The sequence below is a fragment of the Nonomuraea cavernae genome (assembly GCF_014646355.1).
Taxonomy (GTDB): Bacteria; Actinomycetota; Actinomycetes; order Streptosporangiales; family Streptosporangiaceae; genus Nonomuraea; species Nonomuraea cavernae.
This window is the reverse complement of the sequence record NZ_BMNH01000034.1, coordinates 43,746-70,210: the sequence shown is the minus strand read 5'-3', so window position 1 is coordinate 70,210 and position 26,465 is coordinate 43,746. Positions and strand designations below refer to the sequence as shown.

Here is a 26,465-nt window from a genome sequence, read left to right as displayed (position 1 = left end):
CGCGCGCAGCGCCTCGGCGAGCCAGCCGGCCGCCCGCGACGCGGCGGGGCCGCGGTGCCGTGCCCTGGCGGCGACGCCCAGGTGGTGGTCGGCCGCGCGCCGGTCGCCCAGCACCAGCGCGGCGCGGCCGGCGAGCAGATGGGCCTGCCACACCTCGGGCGAGCCGAGCTCGGCCAGCCGGCCGGCCAACCGGCGGGCCGCGGTCAGCAACGCCGGCGACGCCGCGCCCTCGGCCAGCGCGGCCTGCACCAGGATGAGCCGGGCGTGCTCGGTCCACCAGGCGCGCCGCTGCCCGCCGAACAGCCGGCGGGCCTCGTCGGCGCGCTGCCGGGCGGTGCCCGGATCGCCGGCGAGCAGCGCGGCCCGGGCGGCGATGAGCAGCAGCTCGGCCCGCATCGTGGCCTGGCCGCGCAGCCGCGTCAGACGCAGCAGCGCCTGGTCGGCCCGCTCCAGCGCGTCCCTGGCCAGCCCGGCGGCCATCAGCACCGCGCACCGGTCGGCGGCCAGGTCGAACATGGGCGTGCCGAGCTCACGGAAGCGCCGGTCCGCCTCGTCGAGCAGCTCCAGCGCCGCGGGCAGGTCTCCGGACCTGAAGGCGGCCACGCCGCGGTTCTGCACCGCGACGACCGAGTCGTGCTCCTGGTCGGTGGTGGCGAACATGTCCTGCGCGGTGCGGAAGTCGGCGTCGGCGAGGCGTACCGAGCCCAGGGCCAGGTGGACGTGGCCCCGCAGGGTGAGCGCGCGGGCCGCCCAGACGGTGTCGCGCGCCCGCGTCAGGGCGGGGACCGCCACCCGGAGGTCGTCGAGCGCGTCGCGGTGCCGGCCGAGGATCCACCGCGCGCCCGCCCGCCGGAACAGCACCCGGGCCCGCGTGGCGCCGCCGGAGGTCGCGACGGCGTCGTCGAGCGCCGCCAGCCCCCGCCGGGTGCGCCCCCGGTGCAGCAGCGCGATGCCGAGCGTGGCCAGCACGTCGGCCTCGCGGTCGGGCGAGCCGGCCTGCCGCGCCAGCCGGATCGCCTGCCGCAGCTCGCCGATCGCGGCGTCCAGGTCGCCGAACTCCCGGTGCAGGATGCCCAGCGCCTGCCGGGCGATCGACGACTCGTACGGTCCGCGCCCGTCGGCCAGCATGGCCCGCGCGGCGCGCAGAGCCTCCTGAGGGCGTGCGAACACCATGGCCAGCACATCGTGCGGGTCGCCCGGAATCCCGGAATCCCTCGCCGTTCCCCCAGGCACGGACCGATCGTAGAGGCGAGGGGTGCCCGCGTCCATGCGCCGGCCCTGTCAGGAGGGACCGGCGGGCCAGGCCAGGCGGGGTGCGGCCGGCCGAGGTCGGGCCGGCCGCACCGGGCGGGCTGTATCAGGCGGGCGCCACCTGGCTCATACAGGCAGGACCCGCGCACTTCCCCAAGGAGGACGACTCGCATGAGCACACCGGACACCCACCCGGATCCCCGGTTCTGGAAGCAGCTGGAGCTGGTGAACGAGGCGCTGCCGGAGGACGCGCGCGCCGCGGCCGGCCCCGAGGGCGCCGAACCGGGCTCCCCGGTCGCGCCCCGCTACGCCTACCTCACCGGCCACATCCTGGTCAGGGCGGCCGACGTGTCCCGCGCCATCGAGATCGCCGAGCGGAGCCAGCCGCAGGAGGGGAACGTCCGCGTCGCCTGGCCGTCGGAGGAGTCCCAGGACCGGGTCACCGTCCGCCGGCTCGCCCTCGGCCGCCGGAACGTCTTCCGCGCCCTGGAGGCGCTGGAGCGGGAGAAGGTCCACGCCACCCTGGTCCACCTGGTGTCGGTCAGCGGGGTCAACCTCTGCCCGGGCGACGAGCCGACGCCGGCCGCGGCTCCGCCCACCCCGCCGAGCGGCCCGCGTGCCCACGGAGCCGGCGTCACCGTCACCGTCCTGGACACCGGACTCGTCCACGACTACCTGACCCACACCTGGCTGGACGCCAGCGCCGGCACGCCGAACATCCCCATGGTCGACGGCGACGTCACCACCCCCGCCCAGGAACTCGAACTGGACGGCACGATCAGGCCGTACACGGGCCACGGCACGTTCATCGCGGGCGTCGTGCGCCGCGTGGCGCCGGCCACCGACGTCCGCGTCCACAACACCTTCCCGTACGCCGGCGCGGTGCCGGAGGACGAGCTGGGCCTGGCCATCCTGCGCACGCTCGACACCCACGGCTGGCCGGACATCATCTCGCTGTCGGCCGGGGCGTCGACCGAGCGGACCCAGGCGCTGCTCGGCCTCGCCGACTTCGTCACCGAGCTGGCCGGCCACCCCGGCACGGTCCTGGTGGCCGCCGCGGGCAACGACGGCGTGACCGACCCGTTCTGGCCGGCGGCGCTCGCGGACGAGCCGGTGAACGCGAGCGGCGACGTGGTCGTGTCGGTCGGGGCGCTGCGCGAGGACGGGCAGGGCCGGGCCTGCTTCAGCAACCACGGCGGCTGGGTGAAGGTCTACGCGCCCGGCGAGCGGCTGGTCAACGCCTACACCTCGGGCGACTACCTGTACGACTACCCGGCGAGCGCGCTCTGCCGCTTTCACGCGCCCGCCCTCTACCCGGGCTGTACCTGCCTCGCGCCCTTCTCCGTCGGCGACAAGGAGAGCTTCACCGGCCTGGCCCGGTGGAGCGGCACGTCGTTCGCCACGCCGATCATCGCCGGCGTCCTCGCGGCCCGCATGTCGCAGGCCCAGGTGACCTCCCGGCAGGCGGCCCGGGATCTGGTGGACGGCGTGCTCGCCGTGCCCGATCTGAGCGGCCTGCTGTGATGAGTCACCCATCCCCTGTCCTGGAGCGTCTCACGAAATATCATGAGCACTTCGCTCCAGCAGAGGGAAGGATCGCCGTGGACGACACCGGAGCCCTCGTCAGGGCAGCCGCGGATGGCGACGCCGGAGCCTGGAAAGAGCTCTACCACCGGCACACCGGGCTGGTGTGGTCGGTGGCCCGCTCCTACCTGCCGAACGACTCCGACGCCCAGGACGTCTGCCAGACGACGTGGTTCCGGCTCGCCGAGCACCTCACCCGGCTGAGAGAGCCGGAGAAGGTCGGCTCCTGGCTGGCGAGCACGGCCCGCCACGAGGCGCTGCGCGTCGTCCGCACCAGCGGCCGGTCCATGCCGGTGAGCGACGTGGCACTGCTGGGGCTCGACATCGACGAGCGCAGCCCCGAGCTGCTGGTGCTGGAGGCCGAGGAGGCGGGCGCCGAACGGCAGCGCGCCCAGCAGGTGTGGGACGCCTTCCAGGAGCTGCCGGATCGCTGCCGGCGGCTGCTGCGGGTGCTCATCTCCTCCCCTCGGCCCTCCTACCAGGAGATCGCGGCGGGGCTGGACCTCGCCGTGGGCAGCGTGGGCCCGATCAGGGCGCGCTGCCTCAAGAAGCTGGGCGAGCTGATCGCGCGCCGCGGAGTGACCGGGATTCCCAGGTGAGGGCCATGGACGACGACGGTTTCGAGCTGGAAGAAGAGCTGCGCGAGATCGCCCTGCTGCTGGATCCGGTGCCCGCCGAGCTGTTCGACGACGCCATGCGGGCGTTCACGCTCCGGACCCTTGAGGGCGAGCTGGCCGAGCTGACGTTCGACTCCTGGGACGAGCTGACCGCGACCCGGGTGCGGGGCGGCGACCGGCCCCGGCTGCTCACCTTCGAAACCGGCGGGGTGGTCGTGGAGGTGGAGATCTCGGGCTCGCGGCTGGTGGGCCGGGTGCTGCGCGGCACGTCGGTGGAGATCGGGGTCCAGCGGCCCGAGGGCGAGACCCGGGTGCGCTCCGACGACCTCGGCCGCTTCACCGCCGAGTCGCCGGGCACCGGCCCGCTGCGGCTGCGCGTCGTCTGCGAGGAGGGGGCCACCGTGACCACGTCGTGGATCCGCGTCTGACCGGACCGGCCCGCGTGCGAGGACGCCGCGCCGGTCCCCTCCTCCGGCGCGGCGTCGGCTCGCGGTCCTGACCGTACGAGGTCAGGGGGTGTCTCCCAGGGCGGCCAGCCTGGAGGCGAGCGCGACCCGGGAGCCGATGCCGAGTTTCGTGTAGATCTTGCCGATGTGGTATTCGACGGTCTTGACGCTGATGAGCAGTTCGCGGGCGATCTGCCGGTTGGTCCGGCCGTCGGCCACCAGCCTGGCCGTGCTGAACTCCTGGGGCGTCAGCCCCAGCCGCACGGTCCCCGACGGCTCCAGGCCGCACGCCTCCAGCTCCTGCGCGCAGCCCGCCACCAGCGGGTGGGCGCCGAGCCGGACGAAGACCTCCCGCGCGGCGCGTAACCGCTCCGCCGCCGCGCGCCGCCGCCCGGTGCGGCGCAGCAGCCTGCCGAGGTCGAGCAGAACGCGCCCCTCCTCCAGCGGGTCGCGGCCCTCGGCGGCGAGCCCGAGCGCGTGCTCGAAACTCGCCTCGGCCTCGGCCGGCGCGTTCCGCGCCGCCAGCAGCAGCCCCCGCAACCGGGCCTGGCGCGCCTGCCCGGCCACGCCGGCGAGCCCCGCCAGCTCCTGCTCCGCCTCGCCCAGGCGGCCCTCGGCGACCAGCAGCTCGACGAGCCGCGGCCGCGGGTCGGGCACGAACGGGTCGCCGGTCGCGGCGGCCGCGTGCGGCGTCACCGCCGGCTCGTCCCCGCCTTCCAGCAGCGCCATCGCGACGTCCGCCGCCGCCTCTCCCATGGCGTGCCGCATCTCGCGGGCGGCGGCGCGGGCGGCGGACGCGTGGGCCAGGGCCCGCTCGTGCTCACCCCGCGCGACCAGCGGCGCCACGCACACTGCCTCCAGGCAGGGCAGCAGCCAGCGCTGGCCGAGTTCCCTCGCCTCGGCCAGCACCCGCTCCCCCCGCGCGACCGCGTCCGCCCACCGCCCGTCGCGGTACTCGGCGACGGCCAGCAGCGCGCCGGCCAGCAGCCGGTGGTGCGGCAACCCGGCCCGCTCCTCCGCCGTGACGGCCCGGGCCAGCAGGGCGGACGCGGCCCCCGCGTCGTCGCCTCGCAGGCACCGGACCGCCCCGGCGAGCCCGCCGGACGGCCCGCCCTGGGCCGCCGGCACGTCCCGCGACCTGCCCGCCGCGACCGGAAGGGCCGGCGGGGCCGGCGCGTCGTGGGGCCGCCCCTGGAGGGGCTCCCCGCTCAGCGCCAGCACGTCGTACGGCCGGCCGGCCGGACCCTGGATGGGCTGCTCGATCGCCAGCCGGGCCCAGCTCGCCGCGGCCTGCCGATCTCCCCGGACCAGGTGCAGCCAGGCCAGTTGCTCGGCGGTGTCGGCGGCGAAGCCGGGAGCCCGGTCACGCCACGCCTCGGCCAGCGACTCGGCCGCCTCGTCGAAGCGGCCGGCGGCCAGGGCGAGCCGCCCCAGCACGTAGCGGCGCTCTGGCCGGGGGTCGGGGCCGGCCGCCGCGGCCAGCTCGTCGGCGCGGACGACGTCGCCGCCGAGCAGCACGTGCTCCAGCACCGCGGTGCGCAGCTCGTCCCGGGTGGTGGCCGGCTCCGACAGCCCGGCCGCCAGCTCCAGGTGGGCCGCCGCCTCCAGCCAGAGGCCGTGCTGAGCCTCCTTGGCCGCGAACCCCACGAGCTCCTCGGCCAGCGTCTCGTCGGGGCCGTCGGCGGCGGCCGCCCGGTGGCGCAGGGCCGTGCCGGTGTCCTCGACGACCCGGGCGGCGGCCAGGTGCAGGCGTGCGCGGGCCCCCGCGCCGAGCATCCCGTACGCGGCCGCCCTGGCGAGTGGATCGCGGAACGCGACCGTCCGGCCGGGCCGCTCCTCCAGCACCCCGGCGTTCACCCCGCCTTCGAGCGCGTCCAGCGCCTCCACCCGGGCGACGCCTCCTCCGGCCTCGGGAGCCGCCACCGGCCAGGCGGCGACGCCCGAGGACGCCGTCGCCGGGTCGCCCGCCGGCGGCGTTTCGGCCTCGTAGGCGGGGAGCCGGCTGTCCAGCGCGGCGGCGACGGCGGCGGCGACGTGGAGGTCGCAGGGGTCGCCGAGCACGGCGCAGGCGGCGATCAGCGCCCTGGTGCGAGCGTCGCCGGCGCGCAGGCGGCGGGCGAAGGGGCGGGCGAAGGTGCCGGGGGCCGGCAGCCGTACGCCCGGATCCGCCAGCCGCCGCGCCGTGTGGGTGGCGAGCAGGGCGCGGGCGTGCAGCGGGTTGCCCGAGGTGTGCTCGCGCAGCCGCGCGGCGGCCCTCGCCGTCAGCGGCCCGGCCGCCGGCTCCCCCGAGCCGGCCGGGACCTGGCCTGCCAGTCGGGCCAGGTCCGCGGCCGTCAGGCCGGCCAGGGTGAGGCGCAGGGCCTCGCCGCCGGTCAGGAGCCGCCGCAGCCCCTGCGGCAGCCACTCGTCCGCGAGGTCGCGGCAGGAGACCAGAGCGAGCACGCGTCCGGCGCGCAGGCGGCGCAGCGCGAAGGCGAGCGCCTGCAGGGACGGGCGGTCGGCCCACTGGGCGTCGTCCACCACGACGACCACGGGCCGGGCGGCCTGGAGCCGTTCGAGCTCGTCGAACACGGCTTGGCCGACACTCCACGGATCATCCTGCGCGACCTCCCCCAGTAGTTGCCGCACCACCCCGAAGCGGAGCCGCCGCTCCTCTTCGTCCCCGCTGGCGGCGAGCACCTGGACCCCCACGGTCTCCCCGAATTCCCGCCGCCCCGCGCTCTCCTCGGTCGAGCCGTCCGCCGCACTCCCGCAACCCGCGTCCCCGCAACCCGCGTCCCCGCAGCCCATGTTCCTCCCGGCCGTGCCCCCGCAGCCCATGTTCCTCCCGGCCGTGCCCCCGCAGACCGCCCGGTCGCCCGCAGCCTCCGCGAGCGCGTGACGCAGCAGCGCCGTCTTGCCGATCCCCTCCGGCCCCTCGATCGCGATCGTGCGCGCGAGGCCGCCCCCGGCGGCGCGCAGCGCCCCCCGCACCAGGGCCAGCTCCACCGCCCTTCCGACGAACATCGCCTCTCCCTCCGTCGCCCTCGACTTCCCAGAGCACGAAAGGGGAAATTTGATACACCTCGCCGACCAGATGGCGGGCCGCACGTCGCGGTCGAGCGGCGCGCGGGGCTTGACCGTCGCGGGAGGCGGCGTCGCGGTCGCCCACACGGGTGGCGGGTCCGCGAGGTGCCCGGGGCGGGGACCTTCGCCGCCGATCCTTGGTATTCCAGGGGGTGATCTACGGCAGAATGCGAGTGACCTCTAGCTGTGAGGGCTCATGCCGCGCGACTTTTACGCCACCGTCGCCCAGGTTCTGCCGGTGCTGTTGCTGGCCATGCTGTGGGAGTCGCGCTTCCTCGAAGGGCTGGCCGACCGGCCGCGCGTGTCGCGCAGGCTGGATCCGGTGGGGGGCGTGCGGTTCTGGACCCGGCCGAGGGTGCGCGTCTACTCGCTGTCCGTGGCCACGATCGTGATGCTCGACGTGGGCCTGTGCCTGCTCGTGCTCGGCGGCCTGGTGCCGGACTCGGTCGCGCTCCGCGCCCTGGTCGCGGCCGGGCTGTTGCTGGTGCTGGGCACACTGCTGACCCGGATCTGGATCGACGTCATCAGGGCCACCGCCGACCGGCCCCGCGAATAGACCTGTCCACACGGTCAAGGGCGGTTGAAGGACGAACAAAATTGGGGACCTATGAACATGTGCTCCCATATCTCGTCGGAGTCCACGGGGTCCGCAACTACTCGTACTTCCGCCGGACAGGGTCGGCGGCCGAGGCCGCGGCGTCGGCCGGCCGCGACTGGACGTGCTGGCTGGGCGGGACGCCCGTCACCGTCGGCTACTACGCCCACCACCTGCGCCGGGGCGCCCACCAGGGCGCCGACGACGTCGACACGCTCGACGACTTCGCCGCCGGTCTGCTGATCGACTGGGTGGACCGGCTGCGCCCCGCGCCGCAGACCGCGCAGGGCGACCGTACGGCCAGGGCCCGCGCCGCGGCCGACTGGCTCACCCGCAGGTACGGCAGGACGGTCCGCGCGTTCGCCACCACGTTCGTCCGGGAGGTCGGCGTCTACCTGAAGAGTCCCGGCGGGAAGCGGCGGCTGGCGGCCCGCAACGCGGTGGGCGCGGCCATCGCGGCGGGCTCCGGGCACGAGCGGGTCGTCGTGGTGGCCCACTCGCTGGGCAGCGTGGTGACCTACGAGGCGTTGTGGGCCGCGCCCGAGCTGCGCGTGGACCTGCTCGTCACCCTGGGGAGCCCGCTCGGCATGCCCGGCGTGGTGTTCGACCGGCTGGATCCCCCGCCGGACGACCGGGGCGCGCGCCCGCCGGGGGTGCGGCGCTGGGTCAATCTGTCCGATGTGGGCGATCTGGTGGCGGTGCCCCGGACGGGCCTCGGCGGCAGCTTCGACGGCGTGGACGCCGAGGTGACCGACCTGCGGATCGCGGGCTGGGACTTCCACACGGCGCAGAGCTACTTACGCTGTCCCGACGTCACCCGGCACCTCGGCCTGTAGGCGGCACGGTGCCTCAGACCATCCGGCGCCGCGCGCTGTGCCTGAGCGTCCCGGAGGCGCGGGGCCGGGAGCCGCTGGAGTTCGCCGGCACGCTCGCGGCCCGGATGGCCGGCGTGCTGCGGCGCTTCGGCTTCGACTGCGCGACCCCGGCCCCCGCCACGGCGGCTGAGCTGGGTGAGGCGGTCTTCGCGGAGATCGAGGCCTGCGGGCCGGACGACCTGCTGGTCGTGGCGATCGTCGGTCACGGGGAGCTGACCCGGACGGGCGACCTGCACGTGGTGGGTCCCGACGGCGCGGCGCCCCGCCAGACGCGGGTGGTCGACTGGGTCAAGGAGGCGGAGAACCCGGCGGACGGGCCCCGGGTGCTGTTCCTGGTCGACGTGTGCCACGCCGGGACGGCCGCCCGGTCCCCGCACCAGCTGACCCTGGAGACGCCGGCCCGCACGACCGTGCTCGCCGCCTGCGCCCCCCGCAACGCCGCGTTCGACGGCCTGTTCACCCGGGCCGCCGCGAGCGTCCTGGACGAGATGAGCCGCGGGCTGCGGCACATCCCGCCCGCCAACGAGTACATCTCGCTGTCCACCCTGCACGCCGACATCCGGGACCAGCTCGACCGGCTGATCACGGAGCTGGACGCCGCCCCGCAGGAGATGATGTCCAGCCTGGTGGAGTTCAGGTCGGCCGCCGACGTGCCGCCGTTCTTCCGCAACCCCGACTACGACCCCGACCGCGCCGCGGCGACCGAGCAGGCGGCCGACCGCGCGTTCGGCGGGTTCCTCGCCGAGGTCGCGGCCATCGACCCCAGACACTACGAGCGGCGGGCCGCCGGCCACGACCGGACGGCGCAGGCGGGCTGCTTCACCGGCCGGGCCGAGGAGCTGGCCGCGCTGGCGGCGTGGCTCGACGGGGCGGGCGACGGGCCGCTGCGCGTGGTGACCGGCAGCCCCGGCACCGGCAAGTCGGCGCTGCTCGGCGTGCTGGCCTGCGCCGCGCATCCGGAGCTGCGCCGCCGTACGGAGCGGATCTGGACGCGGGCCGCCCACCGTCCGGCGGAGAACGCCCGGCTGGCCATCGCGCACGCCCGGCAGCTGGGCACCGGTGAGATCCTCGCCGCCCTCGCGGCCCAGCTCCGGCTGCCCACGCCGCGGACCCCCTGGACCCGCGAGTCGTTCGGCGAGGCGCTGGAGGACCGGCCCACCCTCCTGGTGGACGCGCTGGACGAGGCGAGCCGCCCGGCCGAGCTCGCCGCCGACCTGCTGGACCTGGTGCGGCGGGGGCGGTGCCGGCTGCTGGCCGGGATGCGGCCGTGGCCGGAGTTCGCGGCGCTGCGGCGGGCGGCCGAGGACGCGGGCGGGCTCGTGGACCTCGACGACGAGGACCGGGCCGAGGTCCAGCGGAACATCCGCCAGTACGTCGAGGCGGTCCTGGAGCTGACGGAGCCGTACAACTCGGTCCGGTACGTGCCCGCGCGCCGCGCCTACGCACGGGCCGTCGCCGAGACCCTGGCGGCCGACCCGCCGAAGGACGCCGACCGGTGGGGCGAGTTCCTGGTCGCGGGGCTGTGCACGCACCGGTTCGCGGCGCGGCGGGTGCCGGTCGCGGACGCGGTCGTGGCCCGGTCGCTCGGCCTCGGCACGCCGCGCACCCTGCCCGAGGTGATGGACCTCGACCTGGCCGACCGGCCGGAGGTGGGCGCCGTCCTCACCGCCGTGGCCCACGCCCGGGGCGACGGCATGCCGGTGGAGGTCGTACGCGCCCTGGGCCCGCTGTCCGGCCCGGCCATGGCCGAGGCGGAGGTACGGGCCGCCCTGTCGGCCGCGCGCTTCTACCTGCGGCAGAGCGTCGAGGAGGACGGCACGACCGTCCTGTACCGGCTGTTCCACCAGGGTCTCATCGATCACCTGCGGGCCTCGGGCCGCGACGCGGAGATCCTGGATCTGCTCGCGCCGGCCGGGCCGGAGATGGACTGGGCGGCGGCCCCGGCGTACGTGCGGCGGCACGCCGTCCACCACGCCGACGGCGCCTCGCGGATCGCCGAGCTGCTGGCCCGGCCGGAGTTCCTGGTGCACACCGACCCGGTGACGACGCTGCCGGTGCTGGCGGCGCTGCCGGACCCGCCGGTCGGCGCGCACGTCTACCGCGCCTCGGCGGCCCGCCACGCGGTGGCCGGGCCGGGTGTCCGGCGTCAGATCCTGGCCGTGGACGCCGCCCGGTTCGGCGAGCACGCGATGGCGGCCGAGCTGACCCGGGGCGGCGGCTGGGCGCCGGCCTGGGCCACCGGCATCGCGGTGAGCCCGGCGCTGCGGATGACCATCGCGGCCGGGGGCACCCGGCACACCCTCGACACCTTCGTGCTGGACGGCCGCCCCGTCCTGGCGATCAGCTGCGACGAGGGCCCGGTCCGGCTGTGGGATCTGGAGACCGGCCACCCGACGGGCCCGCCGGACGGCTTCGGCGACGAGGTGACCGTCGTGCGGGCCGTCCCGTGGGCGGGCCGCACGGCCCTGGTGACCGGGCACGGCGACGGCGCGATCCGGGTCTGGGAACCGGCGACCGGCGAGCGGATCAAGGCGTCCGCGCCCCGCCACGCCGGGCGGATCTCCGCGCTGGCCGTCGCCGAGATCGGCGACGTGAGCCCCATGGTGAGCCCCATGGTGAGCCCCATGGTGAGCGCCGTGGTGAGCGTGGGGACGGACGGCCACTGCCGGCTCTGGACACCGGGCTCGGAGATCGGCGAGGTGAGCGCGGGAGCGGACGACCACCGCCGGGTCCGGGCGCCGGAGGCCGGCCCGCCGCTGACCGGCGCTCTCGGCCCCCGGGGCTCGGTGGCCTGCGCCACGGTCAACGGCCCGGTCGCCGTCACGACGGACAGCGAGGGCACGGCCCGGCTCTGGTCGCTGGAGACGGGGCGGTCACTGGGCATCCTGCGGGTGGCCGGCGCGCCGTTCGCGGAGGTCACCTGTGTCGGCGCGGCCGGTGCGGCGCACGCGGTGCTGCGGACGCGCGACGGCCGCCTGTGGGCGTGGAACCTGGTCGACGGCGACCACCGGGCGCTGCCGGGGCCCGCTGCCTGCGCCGCGCTGCCCGCGCCCGGCCCCGAGGCCGACTTCGCGGGCGACGACACGGGCGCGCTCCACTCGGTGGATTTGGGGCTGGGCCGGCCGGCCTGGAACGTGGCCGCGCACGCCGGCCCGGTGACCGCGCTGGCCCGCACCCGGATCGCGGCCCGGCCGGTGATCGTCAGCGCCGGCCGCGACGGGCGGGTCCGCCTGTGGAACGCCGACGTGGCGTCCGCGTCGCCGGACCGCAGCTGGGCGCCCATCACGGGGCTGGCGACCGGCGAGGGCGTGCTCGCCGCGCTCACCGGCGACGTGCTGCACCTGTACGCCTCCGCGACCGGGATGCCGCTCGGCCGGCACGCCGTGCGCCCCCGCTCCGGGCTGGCCTCGGCGGCGGACGGCCGGCACGTGATCTCGTACGCTCCCCCGGGCCCCCTGACGCTGTGGACCGGAGCCGGACGGACCGGCTTCCAGCGCACCGAGCAGGCCCCCGAGCAGGCCCCCGAGCAGGCCGGAGGCCCGGAGATCCTGGCCTCGGGCCGGCTCGGCGAGACCGGTGTCCTGGCCTGCGGGTCGCGCACGCGCGGCGTCGTGCGGATCGTCAGCGTGGCGACCGGGCTCCGCCTGTCCACGCACGAGATCGGCCGGGCACCCGTCCGGGACCTCGACGTCCACACGATGGGCAACCGGACCTGCCTGATCGTGGTGGACGAGTCGGGCACGGCCTGGGTCGTCGACCTGGCCAGCGGCAACCCGGTGCCGCACCGGCTGAGCGGGGCCCGCGGGGTGCGCGCGGCGCGGGGCGTGCGGGTGGACGACCGGCATCTCGTGGTCACCGTCGCCGACGACGGGTCGGTCCGCGGCTGGGACCTGCGCAACGCCGCCCCGCTGCACCGGGCCGCCGAACGGCACGAGTCGGCCGCCACCGGCCTGGCGTGCGCCGCGTTCGGCGGCCGGCCGGTCGCGATCACCGGCTCCGAGGACGCCACGCTGGCGTTCTGGGATCTGCGGACCTGGCGGCGCACCGGCTGCTACGCGCTGCCCGAGGCGGCGCAGCGGGTGACCGTGACCCCGGACGGCAACGTGGCCGTCGCCATGCGCGCCGAACTCGTCGTACTCCATTACCGATTTTGACCGCCTATCCGGGTAATTCGGTAAAGAGAAATGAATGCTTTATGACGTATCATCGCGATGATCCCCATGAAGGAGGCCCGAATGGGAGGTCCGGAACTGAGTATCGACCCACTCACCCTGGACCAACTGGCCCAACTCACTGACGAATCGTTCGCGGCTCTGGCCGGCACCATAGGAAACATGCGGAGCGAAGCTTCTCGCGTATGGGACCAACCGAGCGGGAGAAGCGGATGTCCCGGCGATGAAACCCCCACTGGCTGACCTCGCGGCGGGCCGAATCCAGCCCGCCGCGGTGGCCCCTTGGCGGCTGGCCGAATCACGCCGTCATCTCATCCTGATCGAGGCGCTGCGGCGCCGGCTCCTGTCCGGGGACCCGGCTCCGGAATTCGCCGCGGCGCACCGTCAGCTGGCCAAGGCCGAGCACGAGGATCCGTGCCGGGTGCGCGAACTGCTGGCGGCGCCGCAGGTCGGCGTCTGGGCGGCGCGCAGCCTTCGCGCGACAGCCCGGCCCGACACCCGCTATCTCGCCGAGGTGGCCGCGGCGGTGGCCGGCCCACCCCGCCCGCCCGACCTGCGGATCGCCCGCCACGGTCTCGTCCTGCGGCTCTGTCTGGTCAACGACGACCCCTACCTCGACCTGTACGGCGAACGCGACCCCGCCCCCCGCCTGCCCGCCTGGCGAGACGTGCTCGACGCGGGCTGGCGGCTGCTCGGCGGTCACCTGCCCGGCACGGCGGCGGCGATGGCCGAGACCCTGCGCGTGCTCGTCCCCCTGTTGCCCGCCGTGCCGGGCGTCCTGCGCAGCTCCACCTCCGGCTGGGCGTTCGGCGCGATCGCGATGTCGATGCCCGCCGACGACGTGGAGTGCGCCGAGACCCTGCTGCACGAGTTCAGGCACGTGCTGCTCGGCGCGGTCACCAACCATGTGCCGCTGGTGCGGCCGGACACCGGCTGGACCGGCCGGGCGCCGTGGCGCGACGACCCCCGCCCGGCCGAGAACCTGCTGCAGGGCTGCTACGCCTACGCCGGGCTCATCGCCTTCTGGCGGCTGCTGCTGGACACCCCGCACCACGACCGGGCCCTGGCCGGGATCCGCGCCTGGGAGGAGCCGACCCGCAAGGCGACCGGCGAGCTCGCCGGGTCGGGAGCGCTGACCGCGGAGGGCGAGCGCTTCGTGGCCGAGATGCGGTGCTCACTGTGACATGGGCTCGATGTCGAGGTCGATCCGGCCGCCCTGCTGGGTGAGCAGGGCGTGCGGGTGGTCGGGCAGCACCTCGGCGTAACGCGCCAGGGTCTGCTCGCACAGCGCCTGCGCCTTGTCGGTCTCGCCCGAGGCGCGCCGGTCGAGCACCAGGTTGCTCGCGGCGGCCAGCGCGCGCGGGTGACTCTCGCCGAGCGTCTCGCTGAAGATCTTCAGGGCGGTCTCGCCCAGCTCGCGGGCCCGCTGTACGTTGCCGAGCGCGGCCAGGTCGCTGGCCAGGTTGGTCATCACCGTGGCGGTGCCGGGATGCTCGGCGCCGAGCCGGCTGGTGTGGTGGTCGAGCGCCTCCTGGTCGATCCGGCTGGCGCCGAGCGGGTTGCCGAGGAGCCGCTGGACGACGGCCAGGTTGACGGCCGCCGCCTGGGTGTTGGGGTGGGTGCGGTCGCCGGTGACCTTCTCCCAGGCCAGCAGCGTCTCCTCGCCCAGCCGGGCCGCCGCCACCAGGTCGCGGTCGAGTGTGCGGCTGAAGACGAGGGTGACCGCGCAGTTGAGGGTCTGGCGGTGGGCCGGGCCGAGGATGCGCGCGTGGCGCTCGAAGTTCTCCTCGCCGAGCTGCCTGGCCTCCTCGTAGAGGCCGACCCAGCGCAGCGCCGCCGACAGCTCGGTCTCCCACTGCAGCCTGACCGCGTGCCAGGGGTGGTTCTTGCGTTCGGCCAGCCGGCAGACCTCGCGGATCAGGTCGAGCGACTCCTCGACCCGGCCGAGGTTGCGCAGGTCGCGGGCGATGGCGAACTTGGAGCTGAGCGTGTAGTCGGCGGCGTCGCCGAACATGCGGCGCCGCTCGTCGTGGGCGCGGCGGTCGTAGGACAGCGCCTCCTCGTAGCGGCCCAGGCAGCGCAGGTCGAGCGCGATGTTGTTGAGCAGGTTGAGGGTCTGCAGGTGCTCGGACCGGAACACCCCTTCGTACAGCGGGAGCAGCTCCATGTCCTGCTGGTGGGCCTCGGCGTAGTTGCCCTGGTGGCGCTGCAGGCGTGAGTAGGTGCCCGCGGTCTTGAGGTAGGCCTCGTTGTCGCGGCCGTGGGTGCGCGCGAGCCGGGTCTGGGTGTCGATGGTGAGCTGGCCGGCCCGCTCGACCTCGCCCAGCTGGAACAGGCAGATCGACACCTCCAGCGCCAGCATCAGCGTCTGCAGGTCGTCGGGACCGAACCGCTCGCGCCAGCTGTCGAACACCAGCTGGCCGAGGTTGAGGCCCTCGCGGTTGCCGCCGCGCAGGCGCATCCGGCGCACCTGGTTGATGATGAGCGCCCGGACCCTGGGGTTGGCCGACTCGTGGCCGCCGGACGGGATGAGGTGCTGCTTGGACAGCTCGTACTGCGGGTCGTTGGCCTCCTTGTCGGGCACGCCGGGGTCGGAGGCGGCCAGGAGCTCGTGCGCGATCCGCCGGTATTCGGCGACCTGCTCGGGCTCCTCGCGCTGCATCTTGCCCCGGGTGACATCCTGCACGACCCGGTGCACCTGGACGACGTTGCGCACCCCGAAGATCTTCAGCAGCGAGAACCGGGCCAGCTCGCGCACCGCCCGCCGGAACGTCGCCTGGTCGCCCAGCACCCGCCCGAGCTCCTCCGGCAGGCTCCCGCCGGCCGTGAGCGTGGGCCGTACGATCAGCTCCTCGGAGATCGGCTCCGGCGAGAAGAAGCAGAGCAGCTTGAACAGGCTGCGCGCCTCGTCGGAGATCGTGCCGTGCGACACGCTCCAGGTGGTGGCGACCGGCTCGGGGTAGTAGATGTCGACGGGCTGGCCGAGCATCTCGTGGGCGTTGCGCCGGTAGAGGTCGAGATAGTCGCCCACCGCCATGCGGGTCTCGATGAGGTAGGCGGCGGCGTGCTCGCTGGCCAGCGGCAGGTGGCCGAGCGCGTCGGCCAGCCGCGCCGCCTCGGCCACCCGCTCCGCGTCGGCCTCCCGGGTGCCGCCCGGCCCGAGGCCGGGGATCCGCCGGCGCAGGAAGTCGATGCTCTCCTCCGCCTTGAACGCGCCCACCTCGATGCCCTCGGAGTTGAGCTCGCGGCGCCACTGCGCGATGCGGGAGGTGATGATGACGTGCCCGGCGCCGCGCGGGATGTAGGAGCGGATCATGTCGGGGTCGGTCACGTTGTCGAAGACCAGCAGCCAGCGGGAGTACTTCTTCCCGGTGCGCAGCGCGTCGAGCACGATCTGCGAGGAGTAGTCGCGCTCGGTGTCGGAGAACTCCGCCAGGCCCATCCGCCGGCCGAGCGCGATGAGCGCGTTGCGGACGGTGTCCTCCTGCTCCGACCTGACCCACCACACCAGGTCGTAGTCGGCGGCGTGGCGGTGGCAGTATTCGGCGGCGATCTCCGTCTTGCCGACTCCGCCCATGCCGTAGAGGGGCTGCAACGGATGGCCGAGGACGGCCTGCGAGGTGGCGCCGAGACTCGCGCGCAGCATGTCGAGCTCGCGGTCACGTCCGGTGAAGTGCGGGTTGCGGAACGGGATCTCGCGTCCCCAGATGGGCTCCACGGGCGAAACCGGTGCTGCGGCATGATGCTGGGTCACGATTACCTCGCCGGATTTCGAGCGCCTGAGACGCTTTACGGGGTTCATAGTAACCCCGCGTCAATGGCGTGGCCGCGCGCCTCGGTCATTCCGGTGCCGGCCGATGGCACGATATCGGCCACACCGAATCGGCGATCCACCGACTGCTCCCTTTACACCTTTTCTCCCAATTCAATTCGCCACATAACAGCTAAATCGTCATTATGGGGCGAATTGGACATTCGTTTCACCCGCACAGCCGGGCACACCTTTGGTAAGGTGCCCCCGCAGGATCAACGGCTCACCGGCCGCGCACCACATTTCCGCTGGTGGCTGATTGACGAGGAGGCCGGTGATCAGCGAGTCTCGACTTATCCGGCCACGGATGAGGAGGCCTCGATGAGCGGAGCGGACGCCTCTCCGCTGTCCGGACCGTCCGCTCAGGAGCTCGCCTCCGTCTGGGCCGCCGCCGAGGCCGCCCTGCGGGCCGGAGACCTCGCCACCGCCCGCTTCCACGCCACCAGCATCGCCGAGAAGTCCCGCAGCCGCGGGCTGCAGCGCCGCTTCGGCGGCGCCTACCGGCTGCTCGGCCGCATCGCCCGGGCCGACGGCGACGTGGAGTCGGCCGAGCGGGCCTTCCGCACCGCGTTGCTGACCTACACTCTGCTGGAGGACGGCTGCGCGGCGGCCCACGTGCTGGCCGAGATGGCGCAGACCCGGCTGGGCGCGGGCCACTTCGGCGCCGCCACCGACCTGTCCCGCCAGGCCGTGCAGCGGGCCCCTGGCGACGTGCGGGCCCTCACCGTGCTCGGCTACGCGCAGTGGCTCAGCGGCTCGCCCGCCGACGGGGCGAGCGCCTTCGAGCAGGCGCTGCACATCAACCGCGACGCCGCGTCCGCCCTCGCCGGGCGCGGGCAGATCCGCGCCGACCTGGGCGACCACCACGGCGCCCTGGCCGACCTCGGCCGTGCCCTGTCGCTCGGCCTCTCGCCGAGCGACGAGGCCGACGTGCGATCGGCCCGCGCGCTGGCGCTCGCCGGGCTCGGCGAGCGCGACGCCGCCGAGGCCGAGCTGGCCCATGCGCTCGCCCTGGCCCCCGACCGGGTCCGCACCCGGCTGCGGAGGGCCCGCATCCGGGCGGTGACCGGCGACACCGAGCAGGCCCTGCGCGACCTGGAGGAGATCCGCTTCACCGACACGGCGCCCGTCGAACAGGCCACGGCGCGCCGCGCCCTGGCCGGGCTGAGGCGGACTCTGTCACCGTGAGGATCACGATCGTCGCGGGCGACATCACCGAGCAGCAGGTCGACGCCGTCGTCAACGCCGCCAACTCCAGCCTGCTGGGAGGCGGCGGGGTCGACGGGGCCATCCACCGGCGCGGCGGCCCGGCGATCCTCGCCGAGTGCCGCGAGCTGCGCGCCTCACGCTACGGCGGGGGCCTGCCCGTCGGCCAGGCGGTGGCCACGACCGCGGGCGACCTGCCCGCCCGGTGGGTCATCCACACCGTGGGCCCGGTCCACTCCCGCGCCGAGGACCGCTCGCACCTGCTCGCCTCCTGCTACCGCGAGGCGCTGCGGGTCGCCGACGAGCTGGGCGCCGTCACCGTCGCCCTGCCGGCGGTGTCCGCCGGGATCTACGGCTGGCCGGCCCTCGACGCCGCCCGCATCGCGGTCGGCACCGTCCGCGCCACCCCTGCCCGGGTGGCCGAGGCGCGGTTCACGCTGTTCACACCCGACGTCCTCGCCGCCTTCGAGCAGGCCCTGCGCGAGACCGGCCCCACCGGCGGCGAGCCCCGCTGAGGCGGCGGTCAGTCCCGGGTCAGGGCCCGGCCGATGACCACGCGCTGGATCTGGTTGGTGCCCTCGACGATCTGCAGCACCTTGGCCTCGCGCATGTAGCGCTCCACCGGGAAGTCCTCGACGTAGCCGTAGCCGCCGAACACCTGCACCGCGTCGGTGGTGACCTTCATGCACATGTCGGTGGCGAACAACTTGGCCATCGCCGCCCGCGTTCCGTAGGGACGGCCCGCGTCACGCAGCCGGGCGGCGTCGAGGTAGAGCGCCCGGGCGGCGGCGACCTGCGTGGCCATGTCGGCCAGCATGAACGAGACGCCCTGGAAGTCGGCGATCCGGCTGCCGAACTGACGGCGCTGCCTGGCGTAGGACAGCGCCGCGTCGAGGGCCGCCTGCGCCACGCCCACCGCGCAGGCCGCGATGCCGAGCCGGCCGCCGTCGAGGGCCGCCATGGCGATGCGGAAGCCCTCGCCCTCGGCTCCGACCAGGGCCTCGCGCGGCAGGCGTACACCGTCGAAGCGGACCTGGGCGGTCGGCGAGGAGCGCATGCCCATCTTGTGCTCGGGCTCGCCGTAGGAGAGGCCGTCGAGCCCGGCGGGGACGTGCAGGCAGGAGATGCCGCGCGCGCCCGGCTCGCCGGTGCGGGCCATCAGCAGGTAGAAGTCGGCGACGCCGCCGTGGGTGATCCACGCCTTGACGCCGTCGACCGCGTAGCCGTCGGGGCCGGGCACCGCCCTGGTGGTCAGCGCCGCGGCGTCGGAGCCCGACTGGGGCTCCGACAGGCAGTAGGCGCCCAGCAGGTCGCCGCCGAGCATGGCGGGCAGCAGCGAGGCCTTCTGCTCCTCGTCGCCGTACGCCGCCACGGGGAAGCAGGAGAGCGTGTGCACCGAGGTGCCCAGCCCGACGGTCAGCCAGCCGGCCGCGAGCTCCTCCACGACCTGCAGATAGACCTCCTGCGGCTGGGCCCCGCCGCCGTGCTCCTCGGGGTAGGGCAAGCCGAGCAGCCCGGAGGCGCCAAGCGTGGCGAACACCTCGCGCGGGAACCTCCCGGCCGCCTCGTCGGCCGCCGCGCGGGGCGCGACCTCCTTGGCGACCAGATCACGCGTCAGCTCGATCAGGTCGCGCGCCTCGTCGGTCGGCAGGGCCCGGTCAGCAGTCATCGGCACAGAACTCCTCGGAAAGGTACATGTCCCCCCGATTCTGCCTAAACGATCACCAATTCACGAGACGTGTTGTTGAGCCGCTCCCCTCCGGACTCGCCGCAGACCACGATGTCCTCGATCCGGGCGCCGTGCCTGCCGGCCAGGTAGATGCCCGGCTCGACGGAGAACGCGAAGCCCGGCTCCATCGGCTCGGCGTTGCCCGTGACGATGTAGGGCTCCTCGTGCGTCTCGATGCCGATGCCGTGCCCGGTGCGGTGGATGAAGTGGTCGCCGAAACCGGCCTCGGCGATGAGGTCACGGGCCGCCGCGTCGATCGACTCGCACGGCACGCCCGGCCGTACGGCGGCGCAGGCGGCGTCCTGGGCCCGGCGCAGCACCTCGTAGTAGGCGGCGAAGTCGGCCGGCGGCTCGCCCACGGAGTAGGTGCGGGTGGAGTCGGAGCAGTAGCCGTTGTGCAGCTGGCCGCCGATGTCGACCACGACCGGCTCGCCCGCCTGGATCACCCGGTCGGACACCTCGTGGTGCGGGCTGGCGCCGTTGGGGCCGGAGGCGACGATCACGAAGTCGACCGTGTCGTGGCCGGCGGCCAGGATCGCCTCGGCGATGTCGCGGGCCACCTCCCGCTCGGTGCGGCCGGCCCGCAGGAGGCCGGGCACCTGCCGGTGCACCGCGTCGATCGCCTCCCCCGCCTCGCGCAGCGCCGCGACCTCGGCGGGCGACTTGCGCATCCGCAGCTCGCGCAGCACGCCGCCGGCCAGCACCTGCTCGGCGCCGGGCAGCACGTCGCGGAAGCGCAGCGAGGACATCGCCCACATCCGGTCGGCCAGCCCCACGGTGCCCGGCCGCCCCAGCCGCGCCGCCGCGATCCGGTAGGGATCGTCGGTCTCGTCCCACGCGACGAACTCCAGCCCCAGCCGCGAGGCCGGCGACGCCTGCGCGGCGGGCAGCTCCAGGCGCGGCACCATCATGTACGGCTCGCCCGCGGCCGGCACCACCAGGCACGTCAGCCGCTCCAGCGGCTTGGCGTCGTAGCCGGTCACGTAACGCAGATCGGGCCCGGGGGTGAGCAGCAGGGCGTCGATGCCGGCCTTGGCGGTGGCCTCCTGGACGGCGGCCAGGCGGGAAACGGGATACAGGTCTGAGGACATCACAGAGACAAATCTACTCGGACCGCCCGGCCCGGATTTCCGGCCGGGTGGCGCGGGCGGGAGCCGTCCGGACGTCCCGTTCCCTGCCGAATCCGCTCGGATCCCGCCGCCTAAAATCCCGGAAAGCTCTCACCACAGCACAAGCCATCCCCACCGTACGCACTTCTTCGATGACGTACTGTGAGCCGAATGTCCCGTTCCACTGCATGCGAGTGTGAGGCTTCGTGAGCGCCCCAGGCGACTGCGAGTTGCTGGCCGCACGGCTCGCCCACGCCCAGCGGCTGGGCAACATGGGCTGGGCCGAGTGGGACCTGCGCACCGGTGAGGCGACCTGGTCCGACCAGGTCTTCACGATCTTCGGCAGGCATCGCGACGCCGGCCCGGTCCGGCTCGCGGACCTGACCGCGCACGTGGAGCCGGCCGACCGCAAGGCGCTGGCCCGGCTGCTGGCGGAGGTGCTGCGGGACGGACGGTCGGCGCAGGCGGAGTTCCGCATCCGGCGCGGCGGCGAGCTGCGCGACCTGCGCGTCGTGCTGGAGCCGCTCGCGTCGCCCGGCGGGCCGGCCCGCGTGCACGGCGTCGTCCAGGACATCACCGGCCGCCGCCGGGCCGAGCGGATCATGTCGGAGTCGCGCCGCCAGCTGCTGGAGGCCAGAGAGAAGGCGGCCGAGGAGCGCCACGTCATGCTGGCGCTGCGCGAGGCCATCCTGCCCGAGCCCGTCGGCTGCCTCGACCTGCCGGAGACCAGGATCGCGGTGCGCTACGTGCCGGCCGAGAAGACGGCGAGCCTGGGCGGCGACTGGTTCGAGGCCGCGCCGCTGCCCGACGGCCGGGTGCTGCTCGCGATCGGGGACGTCTCGGGACACGGCCTGCCCGCGATCGCGCGCATGGCGCAGCTGCGGCACGCCCTGATCGGGCTGACGATGACCGGCGAGCCCGCCGAAGTGCTGCTCACCTGGCTGAACGAGCTGGTCATCCATCGGCTGGAGGAGACCACGGCCACCGCGGTGATCGGCCACCTCGACACCTCGGCCCGGGTCTTCAGCTGGGCCAGGGCGGGCAACCTGGCGCCCATCCTGGTGCGCGACGGCACCGCCCGGCCGCTCGACCAGCCGAAGGGCGTGCTGCTGGGCGCCGCGTGCGGCCAGCCGTACCAGCCGGCCCGGACCGAGCTGCGCGGCGGCGACCTGCTGCTGATGTTCACCGACGGGCTGGTGGAGCGGCGCACCCGCGACATCGACGAAGGTCTCGACCTGGTGCTGAAGGCCGCCTCGCAACTGCGGGGCGGCGACCTCGACGCGGGCCTGGACCGCGTCCTCGACGACATCGGCGGCCCCAACCCGGAGGACGACGCCTGCCTCCTCGCGGTGGGCATCCTGGGCCCGGGCGGCGCGTAGGAGGATCCGCGAGGGGCCGCCAGGAGTGCGACCATGGACCCGTGCTCATGCTTCTGGACACTCCCTCGCTCTACTTCCGGGCCTTCTACGGCATCCCCGACTCGATCACGGCGCCCGACGGCATGCCGGTCAACGCGGTGCGCGGGCTGATCGACATGATCGCCACCCTGGTGCGCGCCCACTCCCCCACCGGGATGGCCGCCACCATGGACGCCGACTGGCGGCCCGCCTTCCGCGTCGCGGCCATCCCCACGTACAAGGCGCACCGGGTCGCCCACGGCGACGTCGAGGAGGTGCCCGACACGCTGGTGCCCCAGATCCCGGTCATCGAGGAGGTGCTCGACGCCGTGGGCATCGCCCGGCTGGAGGCCCCCGGCTACGAGGCCGACGACGTGATCGGCACCCTCACCCACCGGGCAGGCGGGGCGGTCGACATCGTGACGGGCGACCGCGACCTGTTCCAGCTGGTCGACGACTCGCGTCCGGTGCGGGTCCTCTACACCGTGCGCGGCATCCGCAACCTGCAGACGGTGGACGAGGCGTTCGTCACGGCCAAGTACGGCATCCCCGGGCGCGCCTACGCCGACTTCGCCACGCTGCGCGGCGACCCCAGCGACGGCCTGCCGGGGGTCGCGGGCGTGGGCGAGAAGACGGCCGCCTCCCTCATCACCCGCTTCGGCTCGCTCGACGCGCTGCTGTCCGCCCTCGACGCGGGCGTCACGGAGGGCTTCCCGGCGGGCAGCCGCACCCGCCTGGCCGCCGCCCGCGACTACCTCCGGGTCGCGCCCGACGTCGTACGGGTCGCCCCCGACGCGCCCCTGCCCGCCGCCGACCTGACGCTCCCGGCCAAGCCCCGCGACCCCGAGGCCCTCGTCCGGCTCGCCGACCGCTACGGCCTGGACAGCCCGCTCAACCGCCTGCTCGACGCGCTGCCCCGTTGACCGCCACGGTACGTTGACCGCGTGTCGAAGACGAGCGTTCAGATCCCCGGCGAGGTCCCCGCCAGGCTGGAGGACGGGTTCGCGCGCATCCGGCGCGAGTCCGGGCTGCCCGACGCCTTCCCCTCGCGCGTGCTCGACGAGGCCGAGTGGGTGGCCGAGGTGCCCAGGCTCGACGGCAAGGACCTGACCGACCTGCCGTTCGTCACCATCGACCCGCCCGGCTCGATGGACCTCGACCAGGCCGTCCACCTCGAACGGCTGCGCGGCGGCTACCGCGTCTGGTACGCGATCGCCGACGTCGGCGCGTTCGTACGGCCGGGCGGGGTCATCGACACCGAGGCCCGCTCCCGGGGCGCCACCGTCTACCTGCCCACCGGCAGCGTGCCGCTGCACCCGCGGGTGCTGTCCGAGGGCGGCGCCAGCCTGCTGCCCGGCGTCACCCGACCGGCCGCGGTGTGGTGCGTCGACCTCGACGCCGAGGGCCGCACGGTCGGCGCCGACGTCCGGCGGGCGTTGATCCGCAGCCGGGAGCGGCTCGACTACGCCTACGTGCAGGCGGCCGTCGAGACCGGCACCGCCGACGGCACCCTCGGCCTGCTGGCCGAGATCGGCGCGCTCCGGCTGGCGCTGGAGCGCGAGCGCGGCGGCGTCACGCTGCCCACCCCCGAGCAGGACGTGGTGACCACCGACGGCGGCTACCGGCTCACCTACCGGCTGCCGCTGCCCGCCGAGGCGTGGAACGCGCAGCTCTCCCTGCTCACCGGCATGGCGGCGGCCTCCATGATGCTCGACGCCGAGATCGGCGTGCTGCGCGTGCTGCCCGCGCCGCAGCCGCGCGACCTGGACAAGGTGCGCCGGGTGGCGGCGGCGCTGGACGTCCCGTGGCCCGACGGCGCCGGCTACGGCCAGGTGGTGCACGACCTCGACCCGGCCAACGCGCGGCAGGCGGCGTTCCTGCACGAGTCGAGGGTGCTGCTGCGCGGCTCCGGCTACGTGTCCTTCAACGGCGAGCCACCCCCGCTGGCCGACCACGCCGCCGTGGCCGCGCCCTACACGCACGTGACGGCCCCGCTGCGCCGCCTGGTCGACCGCTACGCCACCGAGGTGTGCCTGGCGATCGCGGCTGGCGAGCCGATCCCCTCCGACGTCGCCCGGGCCCTGGACGAGCTGCCCGGCCTGATGTCGGCCGCGGCTCGCCGCTCCTCGGCGGTGGAGCGCGCCTGCGTCGATCTGGTGGAGGCGTTCCTGTTACGCGACCGGGTCGGCCAGGCGTTCGAGGCCATGGTGATCGATGTGGACGAGCGTCGCGGCGACGGCCAGGTCCAGCTCGCGGACCCCGCCGTGATCGCCCCCTGTGACGGCCCTCTCCCCCTCGGCGAGCACATCACCGTACGACTCACCCGGGCCGACCCGGCCACCCGCCAGGTCCGCTTCACCCCCGCCTAATTTGTCTCATAAGTACACTTTGTCACTGATTGACATTTCCCTTATTTCGGAATACATCAAAGTTGTCGCTCCGTATTCCGCAGCGAGGGGGATCGCTATGCAGGTGAACAACTACGGCCCAATCAAGCGCCAGAAGTACATCGAAAACACGTACAACTCCGAAACACAGCACGTTTTCCTCCAACTGCAAGCGTCCCTGGACACGCTGGAGCAACTGATCCAGCAGGGGTCGGTGGAGGCCGGTTCCGGTGCGCAAGCCGCGCGAGAGCTTCGCGCCGGCATCGAGGAGTCTCCCGATCAGCCGACCAGACGGCTGATGTCCGCGGCCCGGCGCGTACGCGACCTGCTCACCTCTGGGGGAGCGGCTGCCGAGGACGTCAGAAAGGCGGCAGAGGCGGTCGCCGCGATCAGCGCCGCGGTCGGCGTCATCAGCGGGTGACCGACATGCCGGAGGATCACCAGAACATCCACAATTATGGCAACATAGGTAAGCAGCAATACACTCAGCACAATTACTACACCGGCCAGGATCCCGCGCGGAATTTGACGGCGGCGAGGGACGCCTTGAAACGGCATGACTGGGAGATAGCCGTCAAGCATTACGCCGACCATATCGCACACGCGCGTGATCCAGCCGGAGTGGTGTTCGTCGAGTACGCCCTGGCAGATCTGCAGGGCAAGCGCCCCCGCGATCATCCGGACGGCCACCTGGGCCGGGTCCGCACGCGGCTGGACAACGCCTACAGTGACGATCCCGCGCTGTCGTGCGCCGCCGCGCTGCTCGCCATCATCGACGAGGACCTGAACCACCTGCACCGGCAGGAACCAGAGTTGTACACGAAACGCCTGTCCGCCGCGGCGGACACGATCTCGACCGAACGGGCCAGGATGATCGTCGAGTCCATCACCGTGGACGAATCACCCACCTGGCTCAAGCTGGAGCGCCTGGCCAACCCCGGCAGGCCAGGCGGAACAGGCGAGCTCGCCCTGCTGAACGACGACGAGCAACGCGACCGCGAACGACGCATGAGAACCCTGTTCTCGCCACCGCCCCGTGAACCCGCCCCGCCCTACCGGCTGAGTCACTCAACGCCCGTCCTCGGCCTGTGCGTCGCACTCGCCACACTGGCGATCACGCTGCTCGTGCTCGGGCAAGTGGCCCACGCCTGGAGCCCGTTCTCCCCGCTGCCGTACGTCATGGTCCTCGCGATCGGCGGCACGATCTGCTGCGCCGGCTGGATCGTCGCCACCGCGATCCGCAATGCGGCGATCGAGCGCCGCTATGACACGGAGGTGCGGGAGCAGGAGCAGCGGTACCGCGGGTATCTCGACCAACTGCCCACCGCCGACCAGATCGACAGGTGGTTGCGCGGCGACCTCGCCGTCATCCAGCAGCGGGCACTCGACCGGCTGGGGATTCTCCGCGGCGAGCTCGTCACGGGAACCGGCCGGTACATCAGCCCGTTCGTGATCATGGGTCCGGAGGAGCAGAGATCGTCCAGGACGAAGATGGCACAGCACCCCAACGGCCGCTTCTTCGCTTCGAGGTACGGGGTCTTCGTCCTGTTCATGACGGAACGAAAGCTCGGCGCCTACCGCACGACTCTCGATGCGATCACGGGACGTCGCGAGGCGGCCGAGCAGACCAGCGAATACAGGTACGGCGACATCGTCTCGGTGAGCGTCAGAACCGTCCCGCTGCCCACCTCCCGTGAGAAGACCGCGTCCAAGGCGAAACAGGCGGAGCCCGAGCAGAACAAAGAGGAGGACTATACCTTCGTGGACGCGGATTCCACGCCTACGACGCCCCTCGCTGAGCGGTTCACGCTCATCGTCCCCAGCGATCGGTTCGACGTCACCACCACGATCCGGGACGAGAACAGCGCCAAGGACTACCGCATCCAGCTCTCCCAGACCGATCGGGCCCTGGCCGCGATCCGCAGGAACATCCTCGCCGCCGGCCCAGCAGGCCGACGGGCCGTCTGACATGACGAGGCCGCGCCCGGGGTCCGGACGCGGCCAGGTGAGGCGGTCACTTGCGGAGCGGCCGCCATCCCGCTCCGAGGCCCATCAGATGGAGGGCGACGCAGACCAGGCCCGCGAGGGCGAGCGTGGTGACGGTGAGCACGCCGCCCACGGCGACGTCGGCGATCTCGAAGATGAGGGCGAGCACGAACAGCAGGGCGGCGACGAGGGCGAACATGGCAACCTCCAGGGGGATGGCCGGACGCCGCGTGG

Annotated in this window: 20 protein-coding genes; 14 read left to right on the top strand and 6 right to left on the bottom strand. The window is 74.2% G+C overall.

The window, feature by feature from the left end; translation table 11 throughout:
- On the bottom strand, positions 1 to 1,233 hold a 1,233-nt coding region (locus IEY82_RS34255), incomplete at its 3' end, for a hypothetical protein (RefSeq protein WP_229697767.1).
- A gap of 189 nt (positions 1,234 to 1,422) precedes the next feature.
- On the opposite strand from IEY82_RS34255, the gene IEY82_RS34250 reads away from it, so the two are divergent.
- The 3 genes from IEY82_RS34250 to IEY82_RS34240 all read left to right on the top strand — a co-directional run bounded on the left by IEY82_RS34250 (position 1,423) and on the right by IEY82_RS34240 (position 3,880).
- Positions 1,423 to 2,775, top strand: coding sequence for a S8/S53 family peptidase (locus IEY82_RS34250; protein ID WP_189128424.1), 1,353 nt, complete (start codon positions 1,423 to 1,425; stop codon positions 2,773 to 2,775).
- 77 nt (positions 2,776 to 2,852) lie between these two features.
- Positions 2,853 to 3,434 (top strand): RNA polymerase sigma factor, encoded by a 582-nt coding sequence (locus tag IEY82_RS34245; protein WP_189128423.1) that lies wholly within the window; start codon positions 2,853 to 2,855, stop codon positions 3,432 to 3,434.
- Positions 3,435 to 3,439: 5 nt separating this feature from the next.
- Complete coding sequence (locus IEY82_RS34240) at positions 3,440 to 3,880, top strand: hypothetical protein (protein ID WP_189128422.1); 441 nt, start codon at positions 3,440 to 3,442, stop codon at positions 3,878 to 3,880.
- 81 nt (positions 3,881 to 3,961) lie between these two features.
- Here the strand turns inward: IEY82_RS34240 and IEY82_RS34235 are convergent, their stop codons facing one another.
- Complete coding sequence (locus IEY82_RS34235; protein ID WP_189128421.1) at positions 3,962 to 6,904, bottom strand: helix-turn-helix transcriptional regulator; 2,943 nt, start codon at positions 6,902 to 6,904, stop codon at positions 3,962 to 3,964.
- A gap of 256 nt (positions 6,905 to 7,160) precedes the next feature.
- Here IEY82_RS34235 and IEY82_RS34230 point away from each other — a divergent pair, with 256 nt between their 5' ends.
- The 4 genes from IEY82_RS34230 (at position 7,161) to IEY82_RS34215 (ending at position 13,789) form a co-directional block, all read left to right on the top strand.
- A complete protein-coding gene (locus IEY82_RS34230; RefSeq protein WP_189128420.1) occupies positions 7,161 to 7,520 on the top strand; it encodes a hypothetical protein in 360 nt (119 codons plus the stop codon).
- Positions 7,521 to 7,561: 41 nt separating this feature from the next.
- A complete protein-coding gene (locus IEY82_RS34225; RefSeq protein WP_189128419.1) occupies positions 7,562 to 8,395 on the top strand; it encodes a lipase family protein in 834 nt (277 codons plus the stop codon).
- An 8-nt stretch (positions 8,396 to 8,403) separates the two neighbouring features.
- Positions 8,404 to 12,588 (top strand): AAA family ATPase, encoded by a 4,185-nt coding sequence (locus tag IEY82_RS34220; RefSeq protein ID WP_189128418.1) that lies wholly within the window; start codon positions 8,404 to 8,406, stop codon positions 12,586 to 12,588.
- 241 nt (positions 12,589 to 12,829) lie between these two features.
- The gene (locus IEY82_RS34215; RefSeq protein ID WP_189128417.1) at positions 12,830 to 13,789 is read left to right on the top strand and encodes an aKG-HExxH-type peptide beta-hydroxylase; all 960 of its coding nucleotides are present in this window, start codon (positions 12,830 to 12,832) and stop codon (positions 13,787 to 13,789) included.
- Here IEY82_RS34215 and fxsT read toward each other — a convergent pair.
- A complete protein-coding gene (gene fxsT, locus IEY82_RS34210) occupies positions 13,781 to 16,324 on the bottom strand; it encodes an FxSxx-COOH system tetratricopeptide repeat protein (RefSeq protein ID WP_189128416.1) in 2,544 nt (847 codons plus the stop codon). The two genes, IEY82_RS34215 and fxsT, sit on opposite strands and share 9 nt — an antisense overlap.
- Positions 16,325 to 16,738: 414 nt before the next feature.
- On the opposite strand from fxsT, the gene IEY82_RS34205 reads away from it, so the two are divergent.
- Together IEY82_RS34205 and IEY82_RS34200 are read left to right on the top strand one after the other, a co-directional pair.
- Entirely contained in the window at positions 16,739 to 17,605 is an 867-nt protein-coding gene (locus tag IEY82_RS34205; RefSeq protein WP_189128415.1) for a tetratricopeptide repeat protein, read from the top strand.
- Positions 17,602 to 18,138, top strand: coding sequence for an O-acetyl-ADP-ribose deacetylase (locus IEY82_RS34200; protein ID WP_189128414.1), 537 nt, complete (start codon positions 17,602 to 17,604; stop codon positions 18,136 to 18,138). The genes IEY82_RS34205 and IEY82_RS34200 overlap by 4 nt, the downstream gene beginning before the upstream one ends.
- An 8-nt stretch (positions 18,139 to 18,146) precedes the next feature.
- On the opposite strand, the gene IEY82_RS34195 is transcribed toward IEY82_RS34200, so the two are convergent.
- Entirely contained in the window at positions 18,147 to 19,292 is a 1,146-nt protein-coding gene (locus IEY82_RS34195; RefSeq protein ID WP_189128413.1) for an acyl-CoA dehydrogenase family protein, read from the bottom strand.
- 44 nt (positions 19,293 to 19,336) lie between these two features.
- Positions 19,337 to 20,443, bottom strand: coding sequence for a M24 family metallopeptidase (locus IEY82_RS34190; protein WP_189128432.1), 1,107 nt, complete (start codon positions 20,441 to 20,443; stop codon positions 19,337 to 19,339).
- Between the two features lie 224 nt (positions 20,444 to 20,667).
- Between IEY82_RS34190 and IEY82_RS34185 the strand changes: the two genes are divergently transcribed.
- The 5 genes from IEY82_RS34185 (at position 20,668) to IEY82_RS34165 (ending at position 26,213) form a co-directional block, all read left to right on the top strand.
- The gene (locus IEY82_RS34185; protein WP_225263655.1) at positions 20,668 to 21,840 is read left to right on the top strand and encodes a PP2C family protein-serine/threonine phosphatase; all 1,173 of its coding nucleotides are present in this window, start codon (positions 20,668 to 20,670) and stop codon (positions 21,838 to 21,840) included.
- A 47-nt stretch (positions 21,841 to 21,887) separates the two neighbouring features.
- A complete protein-coding gene (locus IEY82_RS34180; protein ID WP_189128430.1) occupies positions 21,888 to 22,781 on the top strand; it encodes a 5'-3' exonuclease in 894 nt (297 codons plus the stop codon).
- 21 nt (positions 22,782 to 22,802) lie between these two features.
- A complete protein-coding gene (locus IEY82_RS34175; RefSeq protein ID WP_189128412.1) occupies positions 22,803 to 24,227 on the top strand; it encodes an RNB domain-containing ribonuclease in 1,425 nt (474 codons plus the stop codon).
- 97 nt (positions 24,228 to 24,324) lie between these two features.
- Positions 24,325 to 24,666, top strand: coding sequence for a hypothetical protein (locus IEY82_RS34170; RefSeq protein WP_189128411.1), 342 nt, complete (start codon positions 24,325 to 24,327; stop codon positions 24,664 to 24,666).
- A 200-nt stretch (positions 24,667 to 24,866) separates the two neighbouring features.
- On the top strand, positions 24,867 to 26,213 hold the full coding sequence (locus tag IEY82_RS34165; protein ID WP_189128410.1) for a hypothetical protein: 1,347 nt from the start codon (positions 24,867 to 24,869) through the stop codon (positions 26,211 to 26,213).
- Positions 26,214 to 26,259: 46 nt separating this feature from the next.
- Here the strand turns inward: IEY82_RS34165 and IEY82_RS34160 are convergent, their stop codons facing one another.
- Positions 26,260 to 26,430: a hypothetical protein gene (locus IEY82_RS34160; RefSeq protein WP_189128409.1), complete on the bottom strand. Its 171-nt coding sequence runs from the start codon at positions 26,428 to 26,430 to the stop codon at positions 26,260 to 26,262.
- Between the last annotated feature and the right edge of the window lie 35 nt (positions 26,431 to 26,465).

Coding starts and splice junctions, on each gene's coding strand:
- IEY82_RS34250 (WP_189128424.1), top strand. CDS start 1,423: ATGAGCACACCGGACACCCACCCGGATCCCCGGTTCTGGAAGCAGCTG.
- IEY82_RS34240 (WP_189128422.1), top strand. CDS start 3,440: ATGGACGACGACGGTTTCGAGCTGGAAGAAGAGCTGCGCGAGATCGCC.
- IEY82_RS34235 (WP_189128421.1), bottom strand. CDS start 6,904: ATGTTCGTCGGAAGGGCGGTGGAGCTGGCCCTGGTGCGGGGGGCGCTG.
- IEY82_RS34230 (WP_189128420.1), top strand. CDS start 7,161: ATGCCGCGCGACTTTTACGCCACCGTCGCCCAGGTTCTGCCGGTGCTG.
- IEY82_RS34215 (WP_189128417.1), top strand. CDS start 12,830: ATGAAACCCCCACTGGCTGACCTCGCGGCGGGCCGAATCCAGCCCGCC.
- IEY82_RS34205 (WP_189128415.1), top strand. CDS start 16,739: ATGAGCGGAGCGGACGCCTCTCCGCTGTCCGGACCGTCCGCTCAGGAG.
- IEY82_RS34195 (WP_189128413.1), bottom strand. CDS start 19,292: ATGACTGCTGACCGGGCCCTGCCGACCGACGAGGCGCGCGACCTGATC.
- IEY82_RS34190 (WP_189128432.1), bottom strand. CDS start 20,443: ATGTCCTCAGACCTGTATCCCGTTTCCCGCCTGGCCGCCGTCCAGGAG.
- IEY82_RS34180 (WP_189128430.1), top strand. CDS start 21,888: ATGCTTCTGGACACTCCCTCGCTCTACTTCCGGGCCTTCTACGGCATC.
- IEY82_RS34170 (WP_189128411.1), top strand. CDS start 24,325: ATGCAGGTGAACAACTACGGCCCAATCAAGCGCCAGAAGTACATCGAA.
- IEY82_RS34160 (WP_189128409.1), bottom strand. CDS start 26,430: ATGTTCGCCCTCGTCGCCGCCCTGCTGTTCGTGCTCGCCCTCATCTTC.